This is a genomic window from Streptomyces sp. MNU89 (assembly GCF_020982505.1).
GTDB lineage: Bacteria > Actinomycetota > Actinomycetes > Streptomycetales > Streptomycetaceae > Streptomyces > Streptomyces xinghaiensis.
On record NZ_JAJKLL010000001.1, the window covers coordinates 1,880,241 to 1,904,725 of the forward strand.

A 24,485-nucleotide genomic window follows, 5' to 3' on the forward strand; every position below is an offset into this window, starting at 1 on the left:
GTCGCGTCCTGCTCGACAGGTCGCGTCCCGAACGCCGGTGACCGGAGCGGCCGTTCAGCCGCTGACGACCTTGACCTCTCCGATGCCCAGCGCCCGGACCGGCTCCTCGATCGCGGCGGCGTCCCCGACCAGCACCGTCACCAGGTTGTCCACCGGGAACGCGCTGACCGCGGCGGCGGTGGCCTCCACCGTGCCGGTCTCGGCGAGCCGGGCGTACAACTGCGCCTGGAAATCATCCGGAAGGTACTGCTCGACCTGGTCGGCCAGGGTCCCGGCGACGGCCGCGGCGGTCTCGTACTTCAGCGGCGCGACCCCGACCAGGTTCTGCACGGCCACATCGCGCTCCTCGTCGGTCAGCCCGCCGGCCGCGAGGGTGCGCAGCACCTGCCAGGTGTCCTCCAGGGCCGGGCCGGTGACATCCGTGGCGACCGAGCCGCTGATGGCCAGCAGCGAGGCACCCGTGCCCTCGGGCGTCGAGCGCAGCACCTGGCCGAAGGCGCGCACGCCGTAGGTGTAGCCCTTCTCCTCGCGCAGCACCCGGTCCAGGCGGGAGGTGAGCGTGCCGCCGAGGCAGTAGACGCCGAGCACCTGGGCCGCCCAGACCCGGTCGTGCCGGTCGGGGCCGACCCGGCCGACGAGGACCTGGGTCTGCACCGCGCCCGGCCGGTCCACGATCACGACCCGGCCGGTGTCGTCCGCCGTGATGGCCGGTACGGGGCGGGCCTCGGCCGTGCCGCCGGTCCAGGTGCCCAGGGTGCCGGCGAGGACCTCGGCCAGCGGGATGCCGGTGAAGTCGCCCACGATCACGGCGGTCGCGGTGGCGGGGCGGACGTGCGCCGCGTAGAACGCGCGGACGCCTGCGGCGTCCACCCGCGCGACGGTCTCCTCGGTGCCCTGCCGGGGCCGGGACATCCGGGACTCGGCCGGGAACAGCTCCTTGGAGAGCTCCACCGCGGCCCGGCGGGCGGGGTTGGCCAGCTCGTGCGGGATCTCGTCGAGACGGTTGCGGACCAGCCGCTCGACCTCGTCCTCGGGGAAGGCCGGGGCCCGCAGGGCGTCGGCGAGCAGCCCGAGCGCCTTGGCCAGCCGGGAGGCCGGGACCTCCAGGGAGACCCGGACCCCGGGGTGGTCCGCGTGTGCGTCCAGGGTGGCGCCGCAGCGCTCCAGTTCGGCGGCGAACTCCTCGGCGGTGTGCTGGTCGGTGCCCTCCGAGAGGGCGCGCGCCATGATCGTGGCGACGCCGTCGGTGCCCTCCGGCTCGGCCTCCAGGGGTGCCTGCAGATTGATCTCGACGGCCACCACCTTCTGGCCGGGGCGGTGGCAGTGGAGCACCGTCAGCCCGTTGGGCAGGGTGTCCCGCTCGGGGGTCGGGAAGGCCCAGGGCGTGGGCTCCCCGGCGCGCGGCATCGGGTGGTACGTCATGGTGGTGCCGGCGTCGCTCACTGGGCCGCCTCCTTCTCGTCGGTGCCGTCCGTGCCCTCGGTGCCGTCCGGGCCGTCGCCGGGCTCGGGCCCGGTCGGCTCGTAGACGAGCGAGGCGCGGTTGTCGGGACGCAGCCGCGCCGCCGCCACCTCGCGCACCTCCTCGGGGCCGACCTCCAGCAGCCGCTGCACCGCCGTCAGCGCGAGCTGCGGGTCGCCGAAGAGGACGGCGTACCGGCAGAGCTGGTCGGCGCGGCCGCCGACCGTGGCGAGCTGGTCCAGCCACTCGCGCTCCAACTGCGCCTGGGCGCGCTCCATCTCCTCCGGTGTCGGGCCCTCTTCGGCGAACCGGGCCAGCTCCTCGTCGACCGCCCGTTCGATGGCGGGGATCTCCACACCGGAGGACGCCTTGACGTCCAGCCAGCCCATCGAGGGGGCGCCCGCCAGCCGCAGCAGGCCGAAGCCCGCGCCGACGGCGAGGCGGTCCCGGCGGACCAGCCGGTTGTACAGCCGGGAGGACTCGCCGCCGCCGAGGACCGTCAGGGCCAGATCGGCGGCGTCGGCGGCGCGGGTGCCGTCCTCCGGAAGCCGGTAGGCGGACATCAGCGCGCGGGCCGGGACCTCCTCGCGCAGCTCCTCGCGCAGCTCCTCGCCGATGACGTCGGGCAGGGCGCCGTCGCGCGGCGGCTGCTTGCCGTCGTGGCCGGGGATGGAGCCGAAGTAGCGCTCGATCCAGGCGAGGGTCCGCTCGGGGTCGATGTCGCCGACGACCGCGAGGACGGCGTTGTTCGGCGCGTAGTACGTCCGGAAGAAGTTCCGGGCGTCCTCCAGGGAGGCGGCGTCGAGGTCGGCCATCGAGCCGATGGGGGTGTGGTGGTACGGGTGGCCCTCGGGGTAGGCCATGGCGGTCAGCTTCTCGAACGAGGTGCCGTAGGGGACGTTGTCGTAGCGCTGGCGGCGCTCGTTCTTCACGACGTCCCGCTGGTTCTCCATGCTCTCGTCGTCGAGAGCGACGAGGAGGCTGCCCATGCGGTCGGCCTCCAGCCAGAGCGCGAGTTCGAGCTGGTGGGCGGGCATGGTCTCGTAGTAGTTGGTCCGCTCGAAGCTCGTGGTGCCGTTGAGCGAGCCGCCGGCGCCCTGCACCAGCTCGAAGTGGCCGTTGCCCTTCACGTTCGCGGAGCCCTGGAACATCAGGTGCTCGAAGAGGTGTGCCAGGCCGGTGCGGCCCTGGACCTCGTGTCGGGAGCCGACGTCGTACCAGAGACAGACCGCGGCGACCGGGGTCAGGTGGTCCTCGGAGAGGATCACGCGCAGACCGTTGGCCAGCCGGTGCTCCGTCGCTGTCAGGCCGCCGGACCCGGCCTTCTCGGTGGCCGTGTGACCCATGGGCATGTACGTCCCTTCGATCGCGGGTGAGGGGTGCGGAGATGATGAGTGCTGCCACTGTATGCAAGCGGCCGGAGACCTGGCGAAGTTCCCGTAGCGTGCCGTTCGGACGGGTCGTGGGCCGCGCTGTCCGCGGCGGGGTCCACAATGGTCCGCGTCACCAACCCCCGCCCAGCGAAGTTTCGAAGTCCTAAGGAGCAGCAGCCGCGATGGCCCGCCGCAGTACGAAGACCCCGCCTCCCGAGGAATTCGAGGAGCGCATCCTCGACATCGACGTCGTGGACGAGATGCAGGGCTCCTTCCTGGAGTACGCCTACTCGGTCATCTACTCGCGCGCCCTCCCCGACGCCCGCGACGGCCTCAAGCCCGTCCACCGGCGCATCGTCTACCAGATGAACGAGATGGGCCTGCGGCCGGACCGCTCGTACGTGAAGTGCGCACGCGTCGTCGGCGAGGTGATGGGCAAGCTCCACCCGCACGGCGACGCCTCGATCTACGACGCCCTCGTGCGCATGGCGCAGCCGTTCTCGATGCGGCTCCCGCTGGTGGACGGCCACGGCAACTTCGGCTCCCTGGGCAACGACGACCCGCCCGCCGCCATGCGGTACACCGAGTGCCGGATGGCCGCCGCGACCTCCCTGATGACGGAGTCGATCGACGAGGACACGGTCGACTTCGCCCCCAACTACGACGGCCAGGAGCGGGAGCCGGCCGCCCTGCCGGCCGCGTATCCGAACCTGCTGGTGAACGGCGCCTCGGGCATCGCGGTGGGTATGGCGACCAATATGCCGCCGCACAACCTGAGCGAGGTGATCGCCGCCGCCCGGCATCTGATCAAGCACCCGGGCGCCGATCTGGCCACGCTGATGCGCTTCGTGCCCGGCCCGGACCTGCCGACCGGCGGCCGGATCGCCGGGCTGGCCGGCATCCGCGACGCCTACGAGACCGGCCGCGGCACCTTCAAGATCCGCGCCACGGTGGCGGTGGAGAACGTCACCGCCCGCCGCAAGGGCCTCGTCGTCACCGAACTGCCGTTCACCGTGGGACCCGAGAAGGTCATCGCCAAGATCAAGGACCTGGTGGGCGCCAAGAAGCTCCAGGGCATCGCGGACGTCAAGGACCTCACCGACCGGTCGCACGGCCTGCGGCTCGTCATCGAGATCAAGAACGGCTTCAACCCGGAGGCCGTGCTGGCGCAGCTCTACAAGCTGACGCCCATGGAGGAGTCCTTCGGCATCAACAACGTCGCGCTGGTGGACGGCCAGCCGCTGACGCTGGGGCTCAAGGAACTGCTGGAGGTCTATCTGGACCACCGCTTCGAGGTGGTCCGGCGGCGCAGCGAGTTCCGGCGCGGCAAGCGCCGCGACCGGCTGCACCTGGTCGAGGGCCTGCTGACCGCGCTGATCGACATCGACGAGGTCATCCGGATCATCCGTTCCAGCGACAACTCCGCCGAGGCCAAGCAGTCGCTGATCGCCCGCTTCTCCCTGAGCGAGATCCAGACCCAGTACATCCTGGACACCCCGCTGCGCCGGCTGACCCGGTTCGACCGGATCGAGCTGGAGTCGGAGCGGGACCGCCTCAACACCGAGATCGCGGAGCTGACCCGCATCCTGGACTCCGACGCGGAGCTGCGGAAGCTGGTCTCCTCGGAACTCGCCGTGGTGGCGAAGAAGTTCGGCACCGACCGGCGCACGGTGCTGCTGGAGTCGGCGGACGCCCCGGTGCAGGCGGTGCCGCTGCAGGTCGCCGACGACCCGTGCCGGGTGCTGCTCTCCTCCACCGGCCTGCTGGCCCGTACCGCCAACGGCGAGCCGCTGGAAGGCGGTTCCACGAAGCGCGTCAAGCACGACGTGATCGTCTCCGCCGTCCCGGCCACGGCCCGCGGCCATGTCGGCGCGGTGACCTCCACCGGGCGGATGCTGCGCCTGTCCGTGATCGACCTCCCGCAGCTTCCCGACACGGCCTCCGCCCCGAATCTGTCCGGGGGCGCGCCGATCGCCGAGTTCCTCACCCTCGACGAGGGCGAGGACCTCATCTGCCTGACCACGCTCGACGAGAGCTCCCCCGGTCTGGCCATCGGCACCCGGCAGGGCGTGGTGAAGCGCGTGGTGCCGGACTACCCGGCGAACAAGGACGAGTTGGAGGTCATCGGCCTCCGGGACGGCGACCGGGTCGTCGGCGCGGTCGAACTGCGCACGGGGGAGGAGGACCTGGTCTTCGTCACCAGCGAGGCGCAGCTGCTGCGCTACCCGGCCTCCCAGGTACGGCCGCAGGGCCGCGCGGCGGGCGGCATGGCCGGGGTGAAGCTGCCCGAGGGGGCCGAGGTGATCTTCTTCGGCGCGGTGGACCCGGCCGGTGACGCCGCGGTCTTCACCGTCGCCGGTGCCGCCCAGGGCACGCTCGACGCGTCGGCGCAGCAGTCGGCGAAGCTGACCCCGTTCGACCAGTACCCGCGCAAGGGGCGGGCCACCGGCGGAGTGCGCTGCCAGCGCTTCCTCAAGGGCGAGGACCGGCTGGTCTTCGCCTGGGCCGGGGCCACGCCGCCCCGGGCGGCCGGCTCCTCGGGGGCCCCGGTGGAGCTGCCGGAGCCGGACCCGCGCCGGGACGGTTCGGGCATGCCGCTGACGAAGCCGGTCGCGGTGGTCGCCGGACCGGTGTAGCGGGCCGGCCGGGCGGAACGGGCCGGCCGGCCGACGCGGGCCGGCGGTCGTGTGCGCCGGAGGCACGCGCTCCGGGAGCCCGGGCGCCGGAGGGCCCGGGCCCCCGGGGCCCGGGCTCAGGCGTACTCGGCGTCCTCCGGCTCTCCCGGGCCCCGGCCTCCCCGTACGCCCCTGGTTCACCGTGCCCCCGGCCGCCCCGGCTCCCCGGTGGTCCCGGCTGTTCCCGCTGTACGTACCGCAGCACGCCCCACATGCCCGTCTCGTCGGCGGCGCCCTCCCCCGGCTCCGCCTCCCGGCAGGCCTCCAGCTCCTTGCGCACGGCCCCGGTGTCGATGCCGGCTCCGATCAGCACGAGCTGTGTGCCCCGTGTCTCGCCCCGGGCCCAGGGCGAGGGGTAGAAGCGCAGGAAGTCGCCGACGGCGTGCAGGGTGAACTTCTCGCGGTGGCCGTCCGCGCCGAAGTGGACCCAGCCCTTGATCCGGTAGAGCCCGTCCGGCCTGCCGTCGAGGAAGGCCATCAGCCGGCGCGGGTCCAGCGGGGTGCCGGAGGTGAACTCCACGCTGTCGTAGGCGCTGTGGAGGTGGCCGCCGCCGTCACAGCCGTCACCGCACCCGCCGTCGCGGCCGGCGGGCCCGCGGGCCGCCCGTTCCCGGTTGACCTCCCGGTAGAGGTCCTCGAACGACAACTGCCGTACCGGCTCGGTGTCCTCCCCGCGCGGCCGTTCGTCGAAGAGCAGCCCGGCGTCGATCCGCCCGTGCGCGGCGGGGATGACGGGGGCGCGCGGAGCGAGCCGTTCCAGCGTCTCCAGGGTGTCCCGCAGTCCTGTCTCGTCCACCCGGTCCGCCTTGTTGAGGACCACCAGGTCGGCGATGCCCACATGGCGGTCGAGCTCCGGGTGCGCGGTGCGGGTCCGGGCGAACTCGGCGGCGTCGACGACCTCGACCAGACCGCCGTAGACGATGTGCTCGTTGTCGCTGGCCAGGATCATCCGGATGAGCTCCTGCGGCTCGGCCAGCCCGCTCGCCTCGATGACGATGACGTCGATACCGGCCCCGGGCCGGGCGAGCCGCTCCAGGAAGCCGTCGAGTTCACTGGTGTCGACGGCGCAGCAGAGGCAGCCGTTCCCGAGCGAGACCATGGAGTCCACCTGGCCGGCCAGGGCCATCGCGTCGATCTCGATCCTGCCGAAGTCATTGACGATCGCGCCGACACGAGTACCGTCGCTGCTGCTCAGCAGATGGTTGAGCAGGGTGGTCTTGCCCGATCCCAGGAACCCCGCCAGCACGACGACCGGTATCTGTCTCCTGGCCAAGGGGGCGCCTCCGTCATCGGTGTCGGTGGTGTGCCGCGGGAGCGGCCGCGGACCAGGATAGAAGGCGGCAGCGCGTCAACGATTTGAAGAATTCTTCAATTGACTACATCATGGGGTGAGGCTTCCCCCTCCGACGACAGGTGCTGATCTTGCAGGTCCCCCTTTACCAGGCCAAGGCGGAGTTCTTCCGCATGCTCGGGCATCCCGTCCGCATCCGGGTGCTGGAACTCCTCCAGGACGGCCCCATGCCCGTACGGGACCTGCTCGCGGCCATCGGCACCGAGCCGTCCAGCCTCTCCCAGCAGCTCGCCGTGCTACGCCGCTCCGGCATCGTGACCTCGACCCGCGAGGGCTCCACCGTGGTCTACGCACTGGCCGGCGGCGATGTGGCGGACCTGATGAAGGCGGCCCGGCGGATCCTCACCGAGATGCTGGCCGGCCGCAACGAACTGCTGGCCGAACTGCGGGAGCCCGGGGACCCGCGACGGTGAACCGGTTCCGCGCACGGGCCCTCTCCGGGCTCCTCTCACTCCTGCCCACGCGCTCCGATCTCGCCGCGATGCGCGGTCGTCCGCGCCGTGACCTTCTGGCGGGCCTCACCGTGGCCGTCGTCGCGCTGCCCCTCGCCCTCGGCTTCGGCATCTCCTCGGGCCTGGGGGCCGAGGCCGGGCTGGCCACCGCCGTGGTCGCGGGGGCGCTGGCGGCCGTCTTCGGCGGCTCCAGCCTCCAGGTCTCCGGGCCGACCGGGGCCATGACCGTCGTCCTGGTGCCGATCGTCCACGCCCACGGCGCCTCCGGCGTGCTCATGGTGGGGCTTATGGCGGGCGTGCTGCTCCTGCTGCTGGCCGCCGCCCGGGCCGGGAAGTACATGGCCTTCGTGCCCGCGCCGGTGGTCGAGGGCTTCACCGTGGGCATCGCCTTGGTGATCGGGCTCCAGCAGATACCCGCGATCCTCGGCGTGCCGGTCCCGGACGAGGAGAAGGTCACGGTGGCGGCCTTCGAGGCCGTACGGGACTACCTCGGCGCCCCGGACTGGCCCGCGGTCACCGTCGCGCTGGCGGTCGCGGGGCTGATGCTCGCCGGCGCACGGTGGCGCCCGGCCGTGCCGTTCTCACTGCTGGCCGTGGTGGCCGCGACGCTCGCCGCCGAGACGACCGGGCTGGACGTGGACCGCATCGGGGCGCTGCCGGCCGGACTCCCGGCACCCTCGCTCGGTTTCGTCGACCTCTCCGCCCTGTCCTCGCTGATCGCCCCCGCCGTGGCGGTCGCCGCGCTGGCCGCCCTGGAATCGCTGCTCTCCGCGGCGGTCGCCGACGGCATGACCGTGGGGCAGAAGCACGACCCCGACCGCGAGCTCTTCGGCCAGGGCCTCGCCAACCTCGCCTCGCCGCTCTTCGGCGGCGTGCCCGCGACCGGCGCGATCGCCCGGACCGCCGTCAACGTCCGCACCGGGGCGACCTCCCGCCTGGCGGCGCTGGCCCACGCGGTGGTCCTCGCCGTCATCGTCTTCACCGCCGCACCGCTGGTCTCCCGTATCCCGCTCGCCGCCCTGGCGGGCGTCCTGCTCGCCACCGCCGTCCGCATGATCGAGGTCGGTTCGGTGCGCGCGATGGCCCGCGCCACCCGCGCCGACGCCCTCGTGCTGGTGCTCACCGCGTGCGCCACCCTGGCCCTCGACCTGGTGCAGGCGGTCGTCATCGGCCTGGTCGTCGCGGGCGCGCTGGCCCTGCGGGCGGTCGCCCGCAACGCCCGGCTGGACGAGGTGCCGCTCCACCACGAGGACACCCCCGGCAGCCACGACGCCGATGAACACGCGTTGCTGGCCGAGCACATCGTCGCCTACCGCCTCGACGGACCGCTCTTCTTCGCCGCCGCCCACCGCTTCCTGCTGGAGCTCTCCGAGGTCGCGGACGTCTCCGTGGTGATCCTGCGCATGTCACGGGTGACCACCATCGACGCCAGCGGCTCCCTGGTGCTGAAGGACGCCATCGAGAAACTGGAACGCCGCGGGATCACCGTGCTGGTCTCCGGCATCCGCGACGGCCACCACCGCCCGCTGGAGGCGCTCGGCGTCATCGGGCGGCTCGACGCCACCGGACGGGTGTTCGCCGGCACGCCCGAGGCCATCGCCGCCGCCCGCGAACTCCTCCACGGCACCGGAGTCCTGCCCGCCCCGAGGAATCCCCGGCCGGAGGGCCCGCCCGAGCCCGTACGGGAGGCTCCACGGGAGCCCGCGGACACGGCCGAACGGGAGGAGAACCCGCCGAGCGCTCTGCCGCTGTGAACCCGTGAACGCATGCATATCCGAATACGTGAACCCGTGAACCGGGCCTTTCCGGACGGGATTCGCCCGCCCGGGCGGCGGCGCGCCGAGCGACCGGAGGCGCCGGGTGACGCCGGCGGCCCGCCTCCGCCACCCCGGCCCTCCCCCCCCTCCCCGGCCCTCCCCGGCCGGAGAGGGACCCGGACGGCATCCGGACGGCTCCCCCGTGACCGTATGCGATCGAACGCCCGCGCTCGGTCCACCGGGTGCGGCGCGGCCGCCCCTCCCGGCCCCGCGACGGACCCGCTCGCCCGGCGGCCTCCCGTCATCGCAGGTTAGGCTCACCTGTGTGAGCACGTGCGCGGCGGCATCCCGGGAACTGTCCGAACCCCTGGCCGGGACGGCCGCCACCGCCCGGACCTGGCTGCTGATCGAACAGCCGGGCCCCTGGGGTGCCAAAGCGCTCACATCCAGCCACCTCGACCCCGTCCTCGGCCGCGCCCTGGAAACCGCCGCCGCCGGCACCGGGGTCCGCGTCGCCCTCATCCGCAGGCCCGGCCGGCACGCCGACCACCCCGGGGGCCGCGAGCGCCGGGTCCACGTCGCCCACACCCTGCCGGGCCGCTCCTGGACCCGTACGGCCCTCCTCGCCGATCCGGAGGACCTCCTGGCGCTGGACTTCCCCGCCCTCGGCGCCGGTGAGCACGGCGGTCTCTGGGAGCCGTACGAGGGCGATCCGCTCGTCCTCGTCTGCACCAACGGCAAGCGCGACCGCTGCTGCGCCCTGCTCGGCCGGCCGCTGGTCGACGAACTCGCCGCCACGGGTGAGGCCGTCTGGGAGGTCACCCACATCGGCGGCCACCGCTTCGCGCCGACCCTGTTCGTCCTCCCGTACGGCTACGCCTACGGCCGCGTCACCGCCCGGGCCGTCAAGGAGATATTGCACGCCGTCCGCGACGGCCAGGTGGTGACGGCGAACGCCCGCGGCCGCTCCGCCTGGGAGCGGCCCGCACAGGCCGCCGACCTGGCGGTCCGGGAACACACCGGAGAGGACCGCGCCGACGCGCTGCGGATCACCCGCACCGAGCCCCGCCCGGCCGGCGCCGCGGAGCCGGGCGGCTGGAGCGTGACCGTGGAGCACACCGACGGCCGCCTCTGGCGGGTGGAGGTCGGGCGGGGCGCCTCGCTGCCGCCCCGCCCCGAGAGCTGCGGCGCGGTACCGGGGAGCCCGGCCAGGATGGACGTGACCGCGCTGCGGGAGGTCACCGTCCGTACGGCCTGAGGCGGGCGCCACGCCGCCCCGGGCACCCCGCGGGCCCGGGGACCCGCGGGGCCGGCCCAGGAGGGCCCGGCCGGCCCTCAGGCGTCGATACGGGAGCGGTCCAGCGTGGCCGCGGAGCTGGTGATGAACTCCTTGCGCGGCGCGACCTCGTTGCCCATCAGCAGATCGAAGATCCGCTCGGCCCCCTCCAGGTCGCCGATGTTGATCCGGCGCAGCGTCCGGAACCGGGGGTCCATCGTGGTCTCCGAGAGCTGGTCCGCGTCCATCTCGCCGAGGCCCTTGTAGCGCTGGATCGAGTCCTTGTACTGGATCCCCTTGCGCTGGAACTCCAGCAGCGTGGTGCGCAGCTCGTTGTCGGAGTACGTGTAGACGTACTTGTCCTGGCCCTTCCTGGGGTGGCTCAGCTCCACCCGGTGCAGCGGGGGCACCGCGGCGAACACCCGTCCGGCCTCGACCATCGGCCGCATGTAGCGCTGGAACAGCGTCAGCAGCAGACAGCGGATGTGGGCGCCGTCCACGTCGGCGTCCACCAGCAGCACGATCTTGCCGTAGCGGGCCTGGTCGATGTCGAAGGTCCGTCCGGACCCGGCTCCTATGACCTGGATGATCGCCCCGCACTCGGCGTTCTTGAGCATGTCCGAGATCGAGGACTTCTGGACGTTGAGGATCTTGCCCCGGATCGGCAGCAGCGCCTGGAACTCGGAGTCGCGGGCCAGCTTCGCGGTGCCCAGCGCCGAGTCGCCCTCGACGATGAACAGCTCGCTGCGGTCCACGTCGTCGCTGCGGCAGTCCGCCAGCTTCGCCGGCAGCGAGGAGGACTCCAGGGCCGTCTTCCGCCGCTGGGCCTCCTTGTGCTGCCGGGCCGCGATGCGGGTGCGGGCGGCCGCCACGATCTTGTCCAGCACCGCGCGTGCCTGCTGCTTGGTGTCGCGCTTGGCGGAGGTCAGGAACGCCTTGAGCTCCTTGGCGACGACCGTGGCGACGACCCGCGAGGCGGCGGAGGTGCCCAGCACCTCCTTGGTCTGCCCCTCGAACTGGGGTTCGGCCAGCCGGACGGTGACGACCGCCGTGAGCCCTTCCATGGCGTCGTCCTTGTTGACGTCGTCCTCGGCGACCCGGAGCAGTTTGGCGGAGCGCAGCGCCTCGTTGACCGTCCGGGTGAGGGACCGCTCGAAACCGGAGACGTGGGTGCCGCCCTTGGGTGTCGCGATGATGTTCACGAAGGACCGGACGGTGGTGTCGTAGCCGGTGCCCCAGCGCAGCGCGATGTCGACCCCGAGTTCGCGGGTGACCTCGGTGGGGGTCATGTGGCCGCGGTCGTCGAGGACGGGCACGGTCTCCTTGAAGGAGCCCTGGCCCGTCAGGCGCAGCACGTCGCAGACGGCCCGGTCCTGGGCGAGGTATTCGCAGAACTCGCTGATCCCGCCGTCGTAGCGGAAGACCTCCTGGGAGGGCTCCTGCCGCTCGCCGTCGGGGCCGGCGGGGCGCCGCTCGTCCCGGACGACGAGGGTGAGGCCGGGCACCAGGAAGGCGGTCTGGCGCGCCCGTGCGTGCAGGTTCTCCAGGGAGAGCCGGGCGTCCTTGAGGAAGATCTGCCGGTCGGGCCAGAAGCGGACGCGGGTGCCGGTGCGGCTCTTGGGCACCCGCTTCTTCTTGATCAGCCCGCTGGTGGGGTCGAAGGGGGCGTCGGGGCCGGATTCGGTGAAGATGCCGGGCACACCGCGCCGGAAGCTGACGGCGTGGGTGCTGCCGTTGCGGTCGACCTCGACGTCGAGCCGGCTGGAAAGCGCGTTGACGACGGAGGCGCCCACGCCGTGCAGCCCGCCGGAGGCCGCGTAGGAGCCGCCGCCGAACTTGCCGCCGGCGTGCAGCTTGGTCATCACGACCTCGACACCCGACAGCCCGGTCTTGGGCTCGACGTCGACCGGGATGCCGCGGCCGTTGTCGCGGACCTCCACGGAGCCGTCGTCGTGCAGCAGCACCTCGATGTGGTCGCAGTGCCCGCCCAGCGCCTCGTCGACCGAGTTGTCGATGATCTCCCAGAGGCAGTGCATCAGGCCGCGGCTGTCGGTCGAGCCGATGTACATGCCCGGCCGCTTGCGGACCGCTTCCAGCCCTTCGAGGACGAGCAGGTGCCGCGCGGTGTAGTTGGAACCGCCGTCCCGGTCTGCTCCGGTCAGCAGCGCTGTGGACGGTACGGACGTCTCGGCGGTCACGCGGTTCGCTCCTCGCTTAATTTTCGTTGCTGGCCCAACTCTGGGCTCAGGGCGGCTTGGGTCACCGAGGAGAGGGTACCGAGGCCTGGTAGAGCCTTTGTGACGCCACCCGTCGGGAGGAGCCATGCTAGTCGAGCATCGTTCATCTGTTCGATCCCTGGGTAGGGTGACATGGACATCACGTTCCCTTCGAGGCATGAACCATTTAGGCTCCGGGCACGTCCTCATGAACAACGGCAATCCCGCCGGAGGACGGACCCCCGACAAGCGCGATGAATACGTAAGCCAACGCGATACGGCTCATTCGCCGCCACCCGGCAGCATCCGGTCGACTCGGAAGGAAGGTTTTCGAGAAAAAGGCAGGAGCGGGAACGTTTTCGGCCTGGTTGGATGTTGACCCTGGTACGACAGCTCGTCGAGCTAGAGAAGAGGCGACGTGACTACTGTTCTGACCCCCGCGAGCCCGCTGACGGCCGCCGACCGCTGCGACCGCTGCGGCGCCCAGGCATACCTGCGCGTCGTCCTGATGAGCGGTGGTGAACTGCTCTTCTGCGCCCACCACGGGCGCAAGTTCGAGCCGGAACTCAAGAAGATCGCCGCAGAGATACAGGACGAGACGGAGCGGCTCACCGCCACTCCCTCCTCGGCGTCGGACGACTGACGACGCCCAGCACCGCAGCGACGACGAGCGACAGCCGGCCCTCCGGCCGGACATACAGCGGGCGTGCGGCCCTGCACCACAGGACCGCACGCCCGCTCTCGTCGCGGTTACCCCTGCCGTCATCCCTGCCGGGAGACTTCCGGCTGGGAAACTCCCTGCTGGGAGACCACGCGTTCCATCGCGGACATCCTGGTGTAGACACCGGGGCTGTCCGCCGCGCCACAGCCACTGCCCCAGGAGACCAGCCCCACCAGGCGGCCCCGGGCCACCAGCGGCCCTCCGCTGTCCCCTGGCAGGCGTCCCCGCCGCCACCGTTGTCCCCGCGCAGACCATGAAGGCGGGCGTGTACGTCCCGTCGGCACTGCCCGGGTAGGCCCGCTCGCAGATCCCGTCCTCCAGGATCCGCACCCGGGCCGCGTGCAGCACCGACGCGTACCCGCCCCGCCCCGTCGTGTCGCCCCAGCCGTACACCTCGGCCGGGGTGCCCGGCCGGTACGCCTCGTCCCCGCTCCTCGCCAGCGGCAGGCCCTCCCCGTCCAGCCCCGTTCCACCGTGAGCACCGCCAGGTCCCCCGCGTTGGTGGTGCTGTCGTAGTCCGGGTTCACCCGGACCTCCCGCACCGGCAGCTCCTCGCCCCCGGTGGAGCGCAGATCGTCCCGCCCCGCGATGACCGTGAGATCGCCGACCGCCGAGACGTCCACGCCCAGCACCGCGCGGCTCACGCAGTGTGCCGCCGTGAGGACGGTCCGCGGCGCCACCACGACCCCGCCGCAGAACTGCCCGGACCGGGTGTCGCCGAAGCGGTCACGGCTCGCCAGGGCGACCGCCCAGGGCCTCTCCTCCGTGCTGACCTGCCGGCCGCCCACCACCACACTGTCCGCGGCCGCGGGCGGAGCCGTCACCAGGGACACCGCCGCGGCCGCCGGTATCAGCGACAGGGCCCCGGCCAGGGCGCGCGAGATGGGACGCATGCTGTCTCCTCACTCCGCGACGACACGTGCCGCCCCAGCGTCAAACAGCACGGCGCCCCCCGCCACCCGGACGGAGGGCGCCCAAAAGACCGCTGGCCCGGAATCCCCAAGGGATTCCGGGCCGGCCGGGTCCTGAGCCCGCTTGGCCCGACCGGGTGATCAGTCGAGGTAGTCGCGGAGCACCTGGGAGCGCGACGGATGCCGGAGCTTGGACATCGTCTTCGACTCGATCTGCCGGATGCGCTCACGGGTCACGCCGTAGACCTTGCCGATCTCGTCGAGCGTCTTGGGCTGGCCGTCGGTGAGCCCGAAGCGCATCGACACCACCCCCGCCTCGCGCTCGCTGAGCGTGTCGAGCACCGAGTGCAGCTGCTCCTGGAGCAGTGTGAAGCTGACCGCGTCGGCCGGGACGACGGCCTCGGAGTCCTCGATGAGGTCACCGAACTCGCTGTCGCCGTCCTCGCCCAGCGGGGTGTGCAGGGAGATCGGCTCACGGCCGTACTTCTGGACCTCGATGACCTTCTCCGGGGTCATGTCGAGCTCCTTGGCCAGCTCCTCCGGGGTGGGCTCACGGCCCAGGTCCTGGAGCATCTGGCGCTGCACGCGCGCGAGCTTGTTGATGACCTCGACCATGTGCACCGGGATACGGATGGTGCGGGCCTGGTCGGCCATGGCGCGGGTGATCGCCTGCCGGATCCACCAGGTGGCATAGGTGGAGAACTTGTAGCCCTTGGTGTAGTCGAACTTCTCGACGGCGCGGATCAGACCGAGGTTGCCCTCCTGGATCAGGTCCAGGAAGAGCATGCCGCGGCCGGTGTAGCGCTTGGCCAGCGAGACCACCAGCCGGAGGTTCGCCTCCAGCAGGTGATTCTTGGCCCGCCGGCCGTCCTCGGCGATGATCTCCAGCTCGCGCTTGAGCTTCGGGGCGAGCTTGTCGGAGTTCGCCAGTTTGTCCTCGGCGAACAACCCCGCCTCGATGCGCTTGGCGAGCTCGACCTCCTGCTCGGCGTTGAGCAGCGGCACCTTGCCGATCTGCTTGAGGTAGTCCTTCACCGGGTCGGCGGTGGCACCGGCGGCCGCGACCTGCTGCGCGGGCGCGTCGTCCTCGTCGTCGTCGGAGAGGACGAAACCCTGGTTCTCCGGCTGGTCACCACCCTCGGTGGCCTCGCCCGGCTTTCCGGCCGCCGGACCGGCCTCCTCCACCGCGCCGTCCGCGCCCTCGAGCAGCTCGTCGGCGTCCTTCTTGGTGGTGGCCTTCTTGGCGGTGGTCTTCTTGGCCGCCGTCTTCTTGGCGGTGGTCTTCTTGGCCGCGGTCTTCTTCACGGCCGCCTTCTTGGCCGGGGCCGCCGGGGTCGCCGGGGCCTCGGCGGCCGTGCCGTCCACCGCCTCGTCCGCGCCCGGGGCGGCCTCGGCGGGGGCGGCGGCCTTCCTGGTCGCGGCCGTCTTGGCCGCGACGGTCTTGGTGGCGGTGCGCTTCGCCGGGCTCTTCGCTGCGACGCTCTTGCGGGTGCGCTTGGGCGCCTCTGCGGCACTGACCATCAGCGTCACACCCTCCTCGTCGAGGACCTGGTTGAGGCTGCGCAGAACGTTCTTCCACTGGGTTGGCGGAATCTGGTCAGCCTCGAAGGCCCGACGCACGTCGTCGCCGGCGATCTGCCCATCAGCCTTTCCCCGCTCGATGAGCGCCATGACAGACTCGGATTCGGCGATCTCCGGCGGGAGCGTACGGGATGTGCTGGCCGACACGAACAACCTCTCGGAACGATGGGAACGGCTTCCGGCCCCGTCCTGCGACGGGAACCGACGACCGCCGGCGGGGTGGACCGGCGGCGCGAGGGGACCGCGGAGCAATCAGCGTCGCGAACGACATCCGTATTCCTCCACCGGCCATCACCTCTTAGGTCATCGCGCATCCGCAAAGAGCGTTACGCCCGATCCGCGTGGCCCGGGTCACACTCGTCAGGGATTCCAAACCTCCGAAAGCCGGACACATCACCAGAGAAGACCTGGAGCCCCGCCGCCGGGATCCGGCGGCGGGGCTCCGCGGCACCACCGCTCCGCGCGGCGACTCAGTGCTCGCGCGGGGCGGGCACCACATGCTCGACATCGGGGTGGATGGTGAGCAGCTGGCGCATGGCGGACTCGGCGCCGGCCGCGTCACCCGCGCCAACGGCCTCGACGATGCGGACGTGATGGCCGACGGAACTCTCGGTCGGCCGGTCGCAGCCGGTGGCGGGCCCGCCGGAGACCTGGAGCGCGGAGGACACGATGCCCGCCAGGTGCTCGAGCATGCGGTTGGCCCCGAGCTGGAGCAGCAGGGAGTGGAACTCGGCGTCGGCACGGCCGAAGGTGAGGGCGTCGCCCTGGGCCAGCGCGCGGCTCATGATGTCGGTCATGTCGGTGAGGCGCTGCTGCGCCTCCTCGCGGTCGTGCCCGGCCGCCAGCCGAGCGGCGAGCGGTTCGATGGTCCAGCGCAGCTCGAACAGTTCCCGGCGCTGGTCGTCGCGCTGCGGCCCAAAGGCGCGCCACTCGATGATGTCCGGGTCCAGGAGGTTCCAGTCGCTGACGGGGCGGACGCGCGTGCCCACGTTCGGCCGGGCACTCACGAGACCCTTGGCCTCAAGGACCCGCAGCGACTCCCGCACCACGGTGCGGGAAACCTCGAAGCGCTGCCCGATCTCCTCGGGGACGAGGGGGCGGTCCGCGCCGAGGTCACCGGAGACGATCATCTGCCCGAGCTGCTGGACGAGCTGGCCGTGCAGTCCGCGGCCCCGGTTTCCTGCCGTGCGGCGGCCGACCCGGCCCGCCTCCGAGCCGCCTCCCTCCCAGGAGGGGCCAACGGCACGCTCGCCCACCGGGCCCTCCGCGTAGGGGTAACGGTCAAGCTCGCCCGGGCCGGAGAGGCCGGAGTCGACGGGGCGAGCCGCGGTCATCGTGGTGTGCGCAAGGGTACTCACGCATCCTTTGTCGGCCAGCCCCCGGACACCCTTGAGGTCTTTGGTGAAAAGCACACGAAAGGGTGATCGCCCATTACCTCACAATTGACGCCTTTCCGGAAGCAGCCGGACGACGTGCCGTGTGTCCTCCTGCCGCCTCCGGCCGAACGGCCCTGAGGGGTACGGGCGCTCCGCCGCTCCCGGTCGCAACACGCGTGCGGCCAGGGACGGAAGCCGTGCCGGTGAGCCCAAGGAACAGGTCTCCCGGGCCGGTTGCGGCAGCGCGTCGGCTCCGCCGCTGACCCGCCCGGGAGCGCCTCAGACCTCCGGGCGCAGCATCGGCGGGTTGAGGAGCGTGGCGCCGCCGGCCCGGAACAACTGTGCGGGGCGCCCGCCCTGACGTGTGGTCGTGCCACCGGTGGGGACGAGGAACCCGGGGGTGCCGGTGACCTTCCGGTGGAAGTTGCGGGGGTCGAGCGCCACCCCCCAGACCGACTCGTAGACCCGGCGCAGCTCCCCCACGGTGAACTCCGGCGGGCAGAACGCCGTGGCCAGGGAGGAGTACTCGATCTTCGAGCGGGCCCGCTCCACGCCGTCGGAGAGGATCCGGTCGTGGTCGAAGGCGAGCGGTGCTGGCTGCTCTCCCTCACGGCCGAAACCGCCCTTCCCCAGCAGTGCGTCCACCGGCGCCCAGCGTGCGCTGTGGGCGTCGCCCCCCGCCCGCGGCGCGGGAAGGTCGGGGGCCAGCACGAGATGGGCGACGCTGACGACCCGCATCCGGGGATCGCGGCGCGGGTCCCCGTAGGTCGCCAACTGTTCGAGGTGGGCACCACCGTCGACGGGGCCCGGGCCGGACGGGTCGAGCGCCAACAGCCCGGTTTCCTCCGCGAGTTCCCTGGCGGCGGCCGCCGCGAGGTCCTCGTCCGCCCGCACGAAACCGCCTGGCAGCGCCCACCGGCCCTGGAAGGGAGGCTCACCGCGCCGGACGGCCAGGGCGCAGAGCGCATCGCGCTTGACGGTGAGCACGACCAGGTCCACGGTGACGGCGAAGGGCGGGAAGGCCGACGGGTCGTAGGGGGACATGCCGTGATCATAGGCGTCTGCCTGACGATAAACAGGAGTTCGCCGGCTCTCCGCCGCAGCGGTCCCCGCGCGGCCGCGCGGACCGGTCGCCGGACGCGGTCACCGCACCGGCACGGACGTGCGCCGGCACTCCGCCCGGCCCCGGGGCCTGCCCCCAACACCCCGGCGGGAGGCTCACTCGCGCCCCGCCGTGCCGGTCCGTCCCGCCCGCCTGCCGCCGCTCCGGCGCCCGCCGGGCCGGACGGCCGGGTGCCGGCACGCGGACGCGCCGCGGGCCTGCCTCCCGGCCGGGGTCCGGTGGCCACTCGGGGGCCGGACCGTGCTTCCGCCGCCGCGGCGGCGACACGGGCAGCGCGCTCCCGGCGCAGGCAGCCGCGCAGCACCTCGGGATCGACCCCCTCGTTCGCCCCCTGGTGCAGGAGTCTGGCGAACACGTACTCGGGGTCGGCCCGCAGGGCGAGCCCCAGCGCGGCGCGGGCCTCCGGTTCGTCCCCGGTGGACCAGGCGACCCAGCCCGCGAGGGTGAGCGGGGCGGCGGCGTGCTCCGCGTAGGCGCCGACGCAACGGCGGGCCAGAGCCCGCCAGAGGCGCAGCGCGGGCCCCGCCTCGGGCCCTTCCATCCACTCCGCGGCCCGGTCCCTGGCCGTCCGGTCCTGAAGGCCGAGGATCACGGCCGCCGCCTCGTCGTGGGCCAGCAGCGCGTCGTCGCGGGCATCGTCCCCGGCCCGGTCCGGGGACGGCGGGCTCCCGGCGAGGCGGCCGATGAGGACACCCGCGAGGGCGATGGTCTCCTCCCGGACGGTCTCCCGGCCGGCCTCCTCCAGGATGCGTGGCACCAGCTCCGCCGCGGCCGCGTCGAGCGCGGCCTCCTGCTCCGCGGCGGCCGGGCCCGCCGGCGGGGTGAACGCGGCTTCCAGCTCCCGCAGGGAGCCGCGCGCCCGGATCCCCGCGTAGGCCGCGGCCGCGGCCATCACGGAAGTACCGGGGAGGGCGAGCGGGGTGCCGTCCTCCGGGCAGCAGCGCGGGTCGGGGCAGCAGTAGGACCAGAACCGGCCACCGGAGAGGCACAGGGCCTCCAGCACCGGGACGTCGAGCGCTCCGCAGGCCAGCCGCAGCGCCTGGGACAGCGGCCGCAGCCGCTCCACGACCTCTCGGGCCGTCTCCCCCTCGGCGGGATCCTGGCAGAGGAACACGATGATGCCGTCGGGCCGGACGCCCCGCTCGGCACTCCCGGAGACCAGGCAGCGGGCCAACCGGCCGGAGACCTCGGCCCATTCGGCGGGGTCGCCCGGGATCCCGAGGCGCAACCGGCCGCCGAAGCACCCGCGTTCGCCGTGCACGGCCACCATCACGACGCTGTCGTCCGGATGGAGACCGCCCATGAGGTAGGGGAGGGCGTCCGCCAGCTCGGCGGGGCCCCGGAGGATGACCTGCTCGCCCGCGGAGGACGGGCGCGGTTCGCTGTTCTTCGTCATGCTGCGAGCCTGGCGCCCCACCGTTCCGATTCGCCAGCCCTGTGGATAAAGAACCGATCTTGTCCTACTTACGCTCCGCCCTGTGGACGGCCCGGCCGCGGTTGTCCGTGGCGTCCTGTTGCATGGGGCCATGGCAGAGACGGGCCGGTGTCACGGCTCCGGGACCGGAGGGCGAGGAGGGACGAAGGATGGAACTCTGTGGACTCGGACCTGCGGGAGGAGCCGCCTTCCGGCGGCTTCCCCGGCCGTACAAGGGCGTTGAGCGGGCCGGCACGGTCACGGCCCCGGCGGGACCGCGCACCGAACGCAGGGGCGCGGCAGGCTCAGGCGGCCGCGGCGAGGACCAGCGGCAGTACCCCTTCACCGCCGGCCCGGCGGAGCAGGCGGGCGGCGACCGCGAGGGTCCAGCCGGAGTCGGTGTAGTCGTCCACGAGCAGGACGGGGCCGGACACACCCGCCAGGGCACCGGCCAGTTCCTCCGAGACGGTGAAGGCGCCGGACAGCGCCTTGACGCGCTGGGCCGAGTTGCTGCGGCGCACGGTGTGCTCCCCGCTCGGCCCGGTGTACGTCAGTGCGCCCAGGAACGGGAGCCGGCCGATGTCGGCGATGCCCCGGGCCAGGGAGCCGACCAACTGCGGGCGGGACAGGGAGGGCACGGCGACGACGCCCGCCGGCCGGGGGGAGGCGTCCGGGACATCCGGCGCCCAGCCCCCCGGAGAGCGCGCCCAGTCGGCGAGGACCGCCACCGCGGCCCGGAGGACGTCATCGGGCACCGGACCGTCGGGCGCCTGCTCGGCCAGCAGCGGGCGCAGCCGGTTGCCCCAGCCGATGTCCGAGAGCCGCCCCAGGGCGCGCCCGGTGGAGCACTGCTCCTGGGCGGGGATGCGCCCCTTGAGGTCGATGCCCAGGGCGGGCAGCCCCGTCGGCCACATCCGGCGCGGCTCGATCTCCACCCCCGGGCGGTCCAGTTCCTTCGCCGCCCCCGTCAGCGTCTCCGCGGAGACGGAGGTGTCGGCCCAGGCCCCGGCGCAGTTGTCGCAGCGGCCGCACGGGGCCGCCCCCTCGTCGTCCAGCTGCCGTCGCAGGAATTCCATCCGGCAGCCGGAGGTGCTCACGTAATCGCGCATGGCCTGCTGCTCGGCCGCCCGCTGCCGGGCGACCCAGGCGTAGCGCTCGGCGTCGTACACCCACGGCTCGCCGGTCGAGATCCAGCCACCCTTCACCCGTTTGACCGCGCCGTCCACGTCGAGCACCTTCAGCATGGTCTCCAGACGGGTGCGCCGGAGATCGACCAGGGCCTCCAGGGCCGGCACGGACAGCGGCCGTCCCGCCTCGGCGAGGGCCGCGAGGGTCTGCCGGACCTGTGCCTCGGGCGGGAAGGCGGTGTCGGCGAAGTAGCGCCAGATGGCCTCGTCCTCCCGGCCCGGCAGCAGGAGCACGTCCGCGTGGGCCACACCGCGGCCCGCCCGCCCCACCTGCTGGTAGTAGGCGATCGGCGAGGACGGCGAGCCGAGGTGGACCACGAAGCCCAGATCGGGCTTGTCGAAGCCCATACCCAGTGCCGAGGTGGCGACCAGCGCCTTGACCCGGTTCTCCTGCAGATCGATCTCGCCCTGCAGCCGGTCGGCGTTCTCCGTGCGCCCCGTATAGGACGCCACCCGGAACCCGCGCTGCCGCAGGAAGGCGGTGGCCTCCTCGGCCGCGGCGACGGTCAGGGCATAGATGATCCCGGAGCCCTGCAGCTCGTCCAGGTGCTCGGCCAGCCAGGCCAGCCGGTGTGCGGCGTCCGGCAGCCGGACCACCCCGAGCCGCAGGCTCTCCCGGTCCAGCGGACCGCGCAGCACGAGGGCCTCGCCGGCACCGGTGCCCAGTTGCTCGGCCACGTCCGCGGTGACCCGCGCGTTGGCGGTCGCGGTGGTGGCCAGCACGGGCACACCGGGGGCGAGCTCGGTGAGCATCGCCCGCAGCCGGCGGTAGTCGGGGCGGAAGTCGTGGCCCCAGTCGGAGATGCAGTGCGCCTCGTCGACGACCAGCAGACCGGTCGTGGCCGCGAGCCGGGGAAGCACCTGATCGCGGAAGTCCACCGAGTTGAGACGTTCCGGGCTGACGAGGAGGACGTCTGTCTCGCCCCGCTCGATCTCCTCGTGGATGACGTCCCATTCCTCCGGATTGGCCGAGTTGATGGTGCGTGCGCGGATGCCGGCCCGCGCCGCCGACTCGACCTGGTTGCGCATCAGGGCCAGCAGCGGCGAGACGATCACCGTGGGCCCCGAGCCGCGCCGGCGCAGGAGGGCCGTGGCGACGAAGTACACCGCCGACTTGCCCCAGCCGGTGCGCTGCACTACCAGGGCGCGCCGGCGCTCCTCGACCAGAGCCGCCACCGCCTGCCACTGGTCCTCCCGCAGCCGCGCCGTACCCCCCGGGTCGCCGACGAGCTCGGCGAGGATGGTGTCGGCTTCGGTGCGGAGCTCCGGATCGTCCATGTCCCCCATGCAACCACCTCGCGGACGGTCCCACCGACACCGGAGGGGGCGGCGGCCGCCGCACCGCCCCGGAGCGGGGGTGGGATCCGCGGATCCGGTTCCCGGCCGCCCGTCCCCCGGTTGCTCATTGCCGGAGACCCCTCCCGCCAGGGAGAATCGGTTCACCACAGCTCTGTTGCGCAGACGGGCCGGAGGCCGGTCCGCTGTGCCCCCGCGCCCGCCGGCGGCTGCCGCACACCCCGAAGGGAGGACCGTGACCTCCGGTTCCATGATCTCTCCGGCGGCGGTCCGGCCGCCGGCCGCCGTCTCCGCCACCCGGCTCGGGCGGACCCTGGAACCCGCGGAGTGGGCGGCCGCCGGTATCCCCCTGCTCCGGGACCCGCGGGAGATCGTCACGGGGCTGCACACCCGCCACCGCCCGGCTCCGGCGACCGTCGTCATCGCCGTTCTGGACACGGAACAGCGGGTCATCGCCAGCGCGTCGTTCGGGTGCGGCGAGGCGGCCGCCGACGGCTGGGTGTTCCGCAACGCCCTGCTCGACCGGCTGCGCCGGATCATCCCGCACGACCTGCGGCGCCGGAACCCCGTCCGCACGGCCGTGCTCCTCCACTGCCGTGCCGGGGACGCCGAGTGGACACCGCTCGACGGAGCCTGGATGTGGGGACTGCGCGACGCCTGCACCCTGCACGGGCTGCGCTGCGGGGCGTACCTCGTGCTGACCCCCAGCGGCTGGCGGGTGCTCGGCGAGGGCCGCGGCGGCCGCCACCCGCGCTCCGGGGCACCCGGCGGCGCCCCGCGGGCGGCGGAACGGGCCCGCCCCGCCGTCACACCCCGGCGGACGGCCGGCGGGGCGCCGGGGGCCCGGCGCCGTACGGCCGCCCGCTGAGGGGCGGTGCGGCGGTCAGGCTCCGCTTCCGATGAGGGAGTTGATCCGCTCGGGGTCACCGCACACGATGAGCAGCGAACCGGCCTTCGCCATGGCGTCCGGCAGGGCCCGGCCGGCATCGTCGTCCGCACCGCCGTTGACCGCGACGACCACGACGGGGCGTCCCGTCGTGCGCCCGGCCGCCGAGGCGGCCGCGTAGAAGACGTCCTCGCGCGCGTCGTGCTGCGCCCAGTAGGTCTTCTCGCCGAAGGACAGCTCGTGCGCCGCCCACGGGTGCTGTTCGCCCGTGGTCAGGACGAGGACGTCACCGGGCGCGCGGCCGGAGTCGAGGAGCAGGTCGACGGCTTCCTCCGCCGCGTCCAGCGCTCCGTCCGCCGGGGCGGGGATCAGCTGGATCTGCGGTCCGGCCGCGGCGGGCGCCGAGGGCGCGGCCTGTGCGCGGGGACCGCGCTGGGCCGGCACGGCCGTGCCGTGGGCGGTGCCGGGCCGGGACGGGCGCGGCGGTGCGGGACGGGGACCTGGGACGGGACGGGGACCTGGAACGGGACGGGGGGTCTGCGCGGTACGGCCGGCGGCCGGAGTTGCGCGGGGACCCGGGACACTCGCGTGAATCTGAGGCTCCTCGGGGCTGAGAGGCATGAGCTGATGTCTATCAAACACCGGTGCGATCCGCACCGGCGGGGCGGGGAGAGAACGGCAACCGTTCAGAAATCGAAGCCGAGTTGCCCCCCGCACTCCGCGGCCTCCTCCGGCCCGTGGGCCCGCACCTTCTTGAGGTGCCGCCAGCGGGGAAGCGCGTCCATATAGGCCCAGGACACCCGGTGGTGGACGGTCGGGCCCCGTTCCGCGAGCGCGGCCCGGTGCGCCGGCGAGGGGTAGCCGGCGTTGGTACCGAAGGCGAACTCCTCGTGATCCCGGCCGAGTTCCATCATCAGCGCGTCCCGCCGCACCTTGGCGAGCACGGAGGCGGCCGCCACGGCCACACAGGCCTGGTCCCCTTTGATGACCGTACGGACCCGCCATGGCGCCCCGAGGTAGTCGTGCTTGCCGTCGAGGATGACGGCGTCGGGGCGGACCGGGAGCGCCTCCAGGGCCCGTACCGCCGCCAGGCGCAGGGCCGCGGTCATACCGAGCTCGTCGATCTCCTGGGGTGTGGCGTGCCCCAGGGCGTGCGCCGTGACCCAGCCCTCCAGCCGCGCCGCCAGCTCCGTGCGGCGCTTGGGGGTGAGCAGCTTGGAATCGGTGAGCCCCTCCGGCGGCCGGCGCAGGCCTGTGACGGCGGCGCACACCGTGACCGGGCCGGCCCAGGCACCGCGGCCGACCTCGTCGACACCGGCGACGACGCGCGCGCCGATGGTGGCGCGGATCGAGCGCTCGACACTGTGGGTCGGTGGTTCGTACGGCATGGCGCCAGTCAGGTTACGCGGCCGGGCGCGGCGGGCTGCGG

Annotated in this window: 16 protein-coding genes and 2 pseudogenes; 6 read left to right on the forward strand and 12 right to left on the reverse strand. The window is 73.2% G+C overall.

Annotated elements, in window-relative coordinates; genetic code table 11:
* Window positions 1–54 precede the first annotated feature (54 nt).
* Together E4N63_RS08050 and E4N63_RS08055 are read right to left on the reverse strand one after the other, a co-directional pair.
* Complete coding sequence (locus E4N63_RS08050) at window positions 55–1,443, reverse strand: pitrilysin family protein (RefSeq protein WP_185831055.1); 1,389 nt, start codon at window positions 1,441–1,443, stop codon at window positions 55–57.
* Window positions 1,440–2,807 (reverse strand): pitrilysin family protein, encoded by a 1,368-nt coding sequence (locus E4N63_RS08055; RefSeq protein ID WP_125621753.1) that lies wholly within the window; start codon window positions 2,805–2,807, stop codon window positions 1,440–1,442. Before E4N63_RS08055 ends, E4N63_RS08050 begins: the two co-directional genes overlap by 4 nt.
* Before the next feature lie 209 nt (window positions 2,808–3,016).
* Between E4N63_RS08055 and E4N63_RS08060 the strand changes: the two genes are divergently transcribed.
* Window positions 3,017–5,470, forward strand: a complete 2,454-nt coding sequence (locus E4N63_RS08060) for a DNA topoisomerase (ATP-hydrolyzing) subunit A (RefSeq protein ID WP_230240325.1) — start codon at window positions 3,017–3,019, stop codon at window positions 5,468–5,470.
* 208 nt (window positions 5,471–5,678) lie between these two features.
* Here E4N63_RS08060 and E4N63_RS08065 read toward each other — a convergent pair.
* A pseudogene (locus tag E4N63_RS08065) lies at window positions 5,679–6,782 on the reverse strand (GTP-binding protein); the annotation flags it as partial.
* A 149-nt stretch (window positions 6,783–6,931) separates the two neighbouring features.
* Here E4N63_RS08065 and E4N63_RS08070 point away from each other — a divergent pair.
* The 3 genes from E4N63_RS08070 to E4N63_RS08080 all read left to right on the forward strand — a co-directional run bounded on the left by E4N63_RS08070 (window position 6,932) and on the right by E4N63_RS08080 (window position 10,327).
* Entirely contained in the window at window positions 6,932–7,273 is a 342-nt protein-coding gene (locus E4N63_RS08070; RefSeq protein ID WP_125621579.1) for a helix-turn-helix transcriptional regulator, read from the forward strand.
* Entirely contained in the window at window positions 7,270–9,066 is a 1,797-nt protein-coding gene (locus tag E4N63_RS08075; protein ID WP_374112713.1) for a SulP family inorganic anion transporter, read from the forward strand. The genes E4N63_RS08070 and E4N63_RS08075 overlap by 4 nt, the downstream gene beginning before the upstream one ends.
* A 328-nt stretch (window positions 9,067–9,394) precedes the next feature.
* The gene (locus E4N63_RS08080) at window positions 9,395–10,327 is read left to right on the forward strand and encodes a sucrase ferredoxin (RefSeq protein WP_230240326.1); all 933 of its coding nucleotides are present in this window, start codon (window positions 9,395–9,397) and stop codon (window positions 10,325–10,327) included.
* A 77-nt stretch (window positions 10,328–10,404) separates the two neighbouring features.
* Here the strand turns inward: E4N63_RS08080 and E4N63_RS08085 are convergent, their stop codons facing one another.
* Window positions 10,405–12,543 (reverse strand): type IIA DNA topoisomerase subunit B, encoded by a 2,139-nt coding sequence (locus E4N63_RS08085; protein ID WP_230240327.1) that lies wholly within the window; start codon window positions 12,541–12,543, stop codon window positions 10,405–10,407.
* Between the two features lie 436 nt (window positions 12,544–12,979).
* Between E4N63_RS08085 and E4N63_RS08090 the strand changes: the two genes are divergently transcribed.
* Entirely contained in the window at window positions 12,980–13,204 is a 225-nt protein-coding gene (locus tag E4N63_RS08090; protein WP_019709703.1) for a hypothetical protein, read from the forward strand.
* A 119-nt stretch (window positions 13,205–13,323) separates the two neighbouring features.
* Here E4N63_RS08090 and E4N63_RS08095 read toward each other — a convergent pair whose 3' ends face one another.
* The 6 genes and pseudogenes from E4N63_RS08095 to E4N63_RS08120 all read right to left on the reverse strand — a co-directional run bounded on the left by E4N63_RS08095 (window position 13,324) and on the right by E4N63_RS08120 (window position 22,152).
* Window positions 13,324–14,175: a serine protease gene (locus E4N63_RS08095; RefSeq protein ID WP_308188665.1), complete on the reverse strand. Its 852-nt coding sequence runs from the start codon at window positions 14,173–14,175 to the stop codon at window positions 13,324–13,326.
* A 159-nt stretch (window positions 14,176–14,334) separates the two neighbouring features.
* Complete coding sequence (locus tag E4N63_RS08100) at window positions 14,335–15,927, reverse strand: RNA polymerase sigma factor (RefSeq protein WP_125624609.1); 1,593 nt, start codon at window positions 15,925–15,927, stop codon at window positions 14,335–14,337.
* Window positions 15,928–16,244: 317 nt separating this feature from the next.
* On the reverse strand, window positions 16,245–17,186 hold the full coding sequence (locus tag E4N63_RS08105; protein WP_125624608.1) for a FadR/GntR family transcriptional regulator: 942 nt from the start codon (window positions 17,184–17,186) through the stop codon (window positions 16,245–16,247).
* Between the two features lie 243 nt (window positions 17,187–17,429).
* A complete protein-coding gene (locus tag E4N63_RS08110; RefSeq protein WP_019709707.1) occupies window positions 17,430–18,194 on the reverse strand; it encodes an NUDIX domain-containing protein in 765 nt (254 codons plus the stop codon).
* A gap of 98 nt (window positions 18,195–18,292) precedes the next feature.
* Window positions 18,293–19,669, reverse strand: a pseudogene (locus E4N63_RS08115) (DUF4192 domain-containing protein); the annotation flags it as partial.
* Between the two features lie 323 nt (window positions 19,670–19,992).
* Window positions 19,993–22,152: a RecQ family ATP-dependent DNA helicase gene (locus E4N63_RS08120; RefSeq protein ID WP_230242400.1), complete on the reverse strand. Its 2,160-nt coding sequence runs from the start codon at window positions 22,150–22,152 to the stop codon at window positions 19,993–19,995.
* Between the two features lie 268 nt (window positions 22,153–22,420).
* Between E4N63_RS08120 and E4N63_RS08125 the strand changes: the two genes are divergently transcribed.
* The gene (locus E4N63_RS08125) at window positions 22,421–23,038 is read left to right on the forward strand and encodes a hypothetical protein (protein WP_125624612.1); all 618 of its coding nucleotides are present in this window, start codon (window positions 22,421–22,423) and stop codon (window positions 23,036–23,038) included.
* A 15-nt stretch (window positions 23,039–23,053) separates the two neighbouring features.
* Here E4N63_RS08125 and E4N63_RS08130 read toward each other — a convergent pair whose 3' ends face one another.
* Both E4N63_RS08130 and E4N63_RS08135 read right to left on the reverse strand, forming a co-directional pair.
* A complete protein-coding gene (locus tag E4N63_RS08130; RefSeq protein ID WP_125624605.1) occupies window positions 23,054–23,677 on the reverse strand; it encodes a hypothetical protein in 624 nt (207 codons plus the stop codon).
* 65 nt (window positions 23,678–23,742) lie between these two features.
* Window positions 23,743–24,444, reverse strand: coding sequence for a ribonuclease HII (locus tag E4N63_RS08135; RefSeq protein WP_230240328.1), 702 nt, complete (start codon window positions 24,442–24,444; stop codon window positions 23,743–23,745).
* Window positions 24,445–24,485: the final 41 nt, after the last annotated feature.

What these genes read in the sequence shown, in the direction of transcription:
- E4N63_RS08055 (WP_125621753.1), bottom strand. Translation starts at nt 2,807, where the DNA reads ATGGGTCACACGGCCACCGAGAAGGCCGGGTCCGGCGGCCTGACAGCG.
- E4N63_RS08060 (WP_230240325.1), top strand. Translation starts at nt 3,017, where the DNA reads ATGGCCCGCCGCAGTACGAAGACCCCGCCTCCCGAGGAATTCGAGGAG.
- E4N63_RS08095 (WP_308188665.1), bottom strand. Translation starts at nt 14,175, where the DNA reads ATGCGTCCCATCTCGCGCGCCCTGGCCGGGGCCCTGTCGCTGATACCG.
- E4N63_RS08110 (WP_019709707.1), bottom strand. Translation starts at nt 18,194, where the DNA reads ATGTCCCCCTACGACCCGTCGGCCTTCCCGCCCTTCGCCGTCACCGTG.
- E4N63_RS08120 (WP_230242400.1), bottom strand. Translation starts at nt 22,152, where the DNA reads ATGGACGATCCGGAGCTCCGCACCGAAGCCGACACCATCCTCGCCGAG.
- E4N63_RS08125 (WP_125624612.1), top strand. Translation starts at nt 22,421, where the DNA reads ATGATCTCTCCGGCGGCGGTCCGGCCGCCGGCCGCCGTCTCCGCCACC.
- E4N63_RS08130 (WP_125624605.1), bottom strand. Translation starts at nt 23,677, where the DNA reads ATGCCTCTCAGCCCCGAGGAGCCTCAGATTCACGCGAGTGTCCCGGGT.
- E4N63_RS08135 (WP_230240328.1), bottom strand. Translation starts at nt 24,444, where the DNA reads ATGCCGTACGAACCACCGACCCACAGTGTCGAGCGCTCGATCCGCGCC.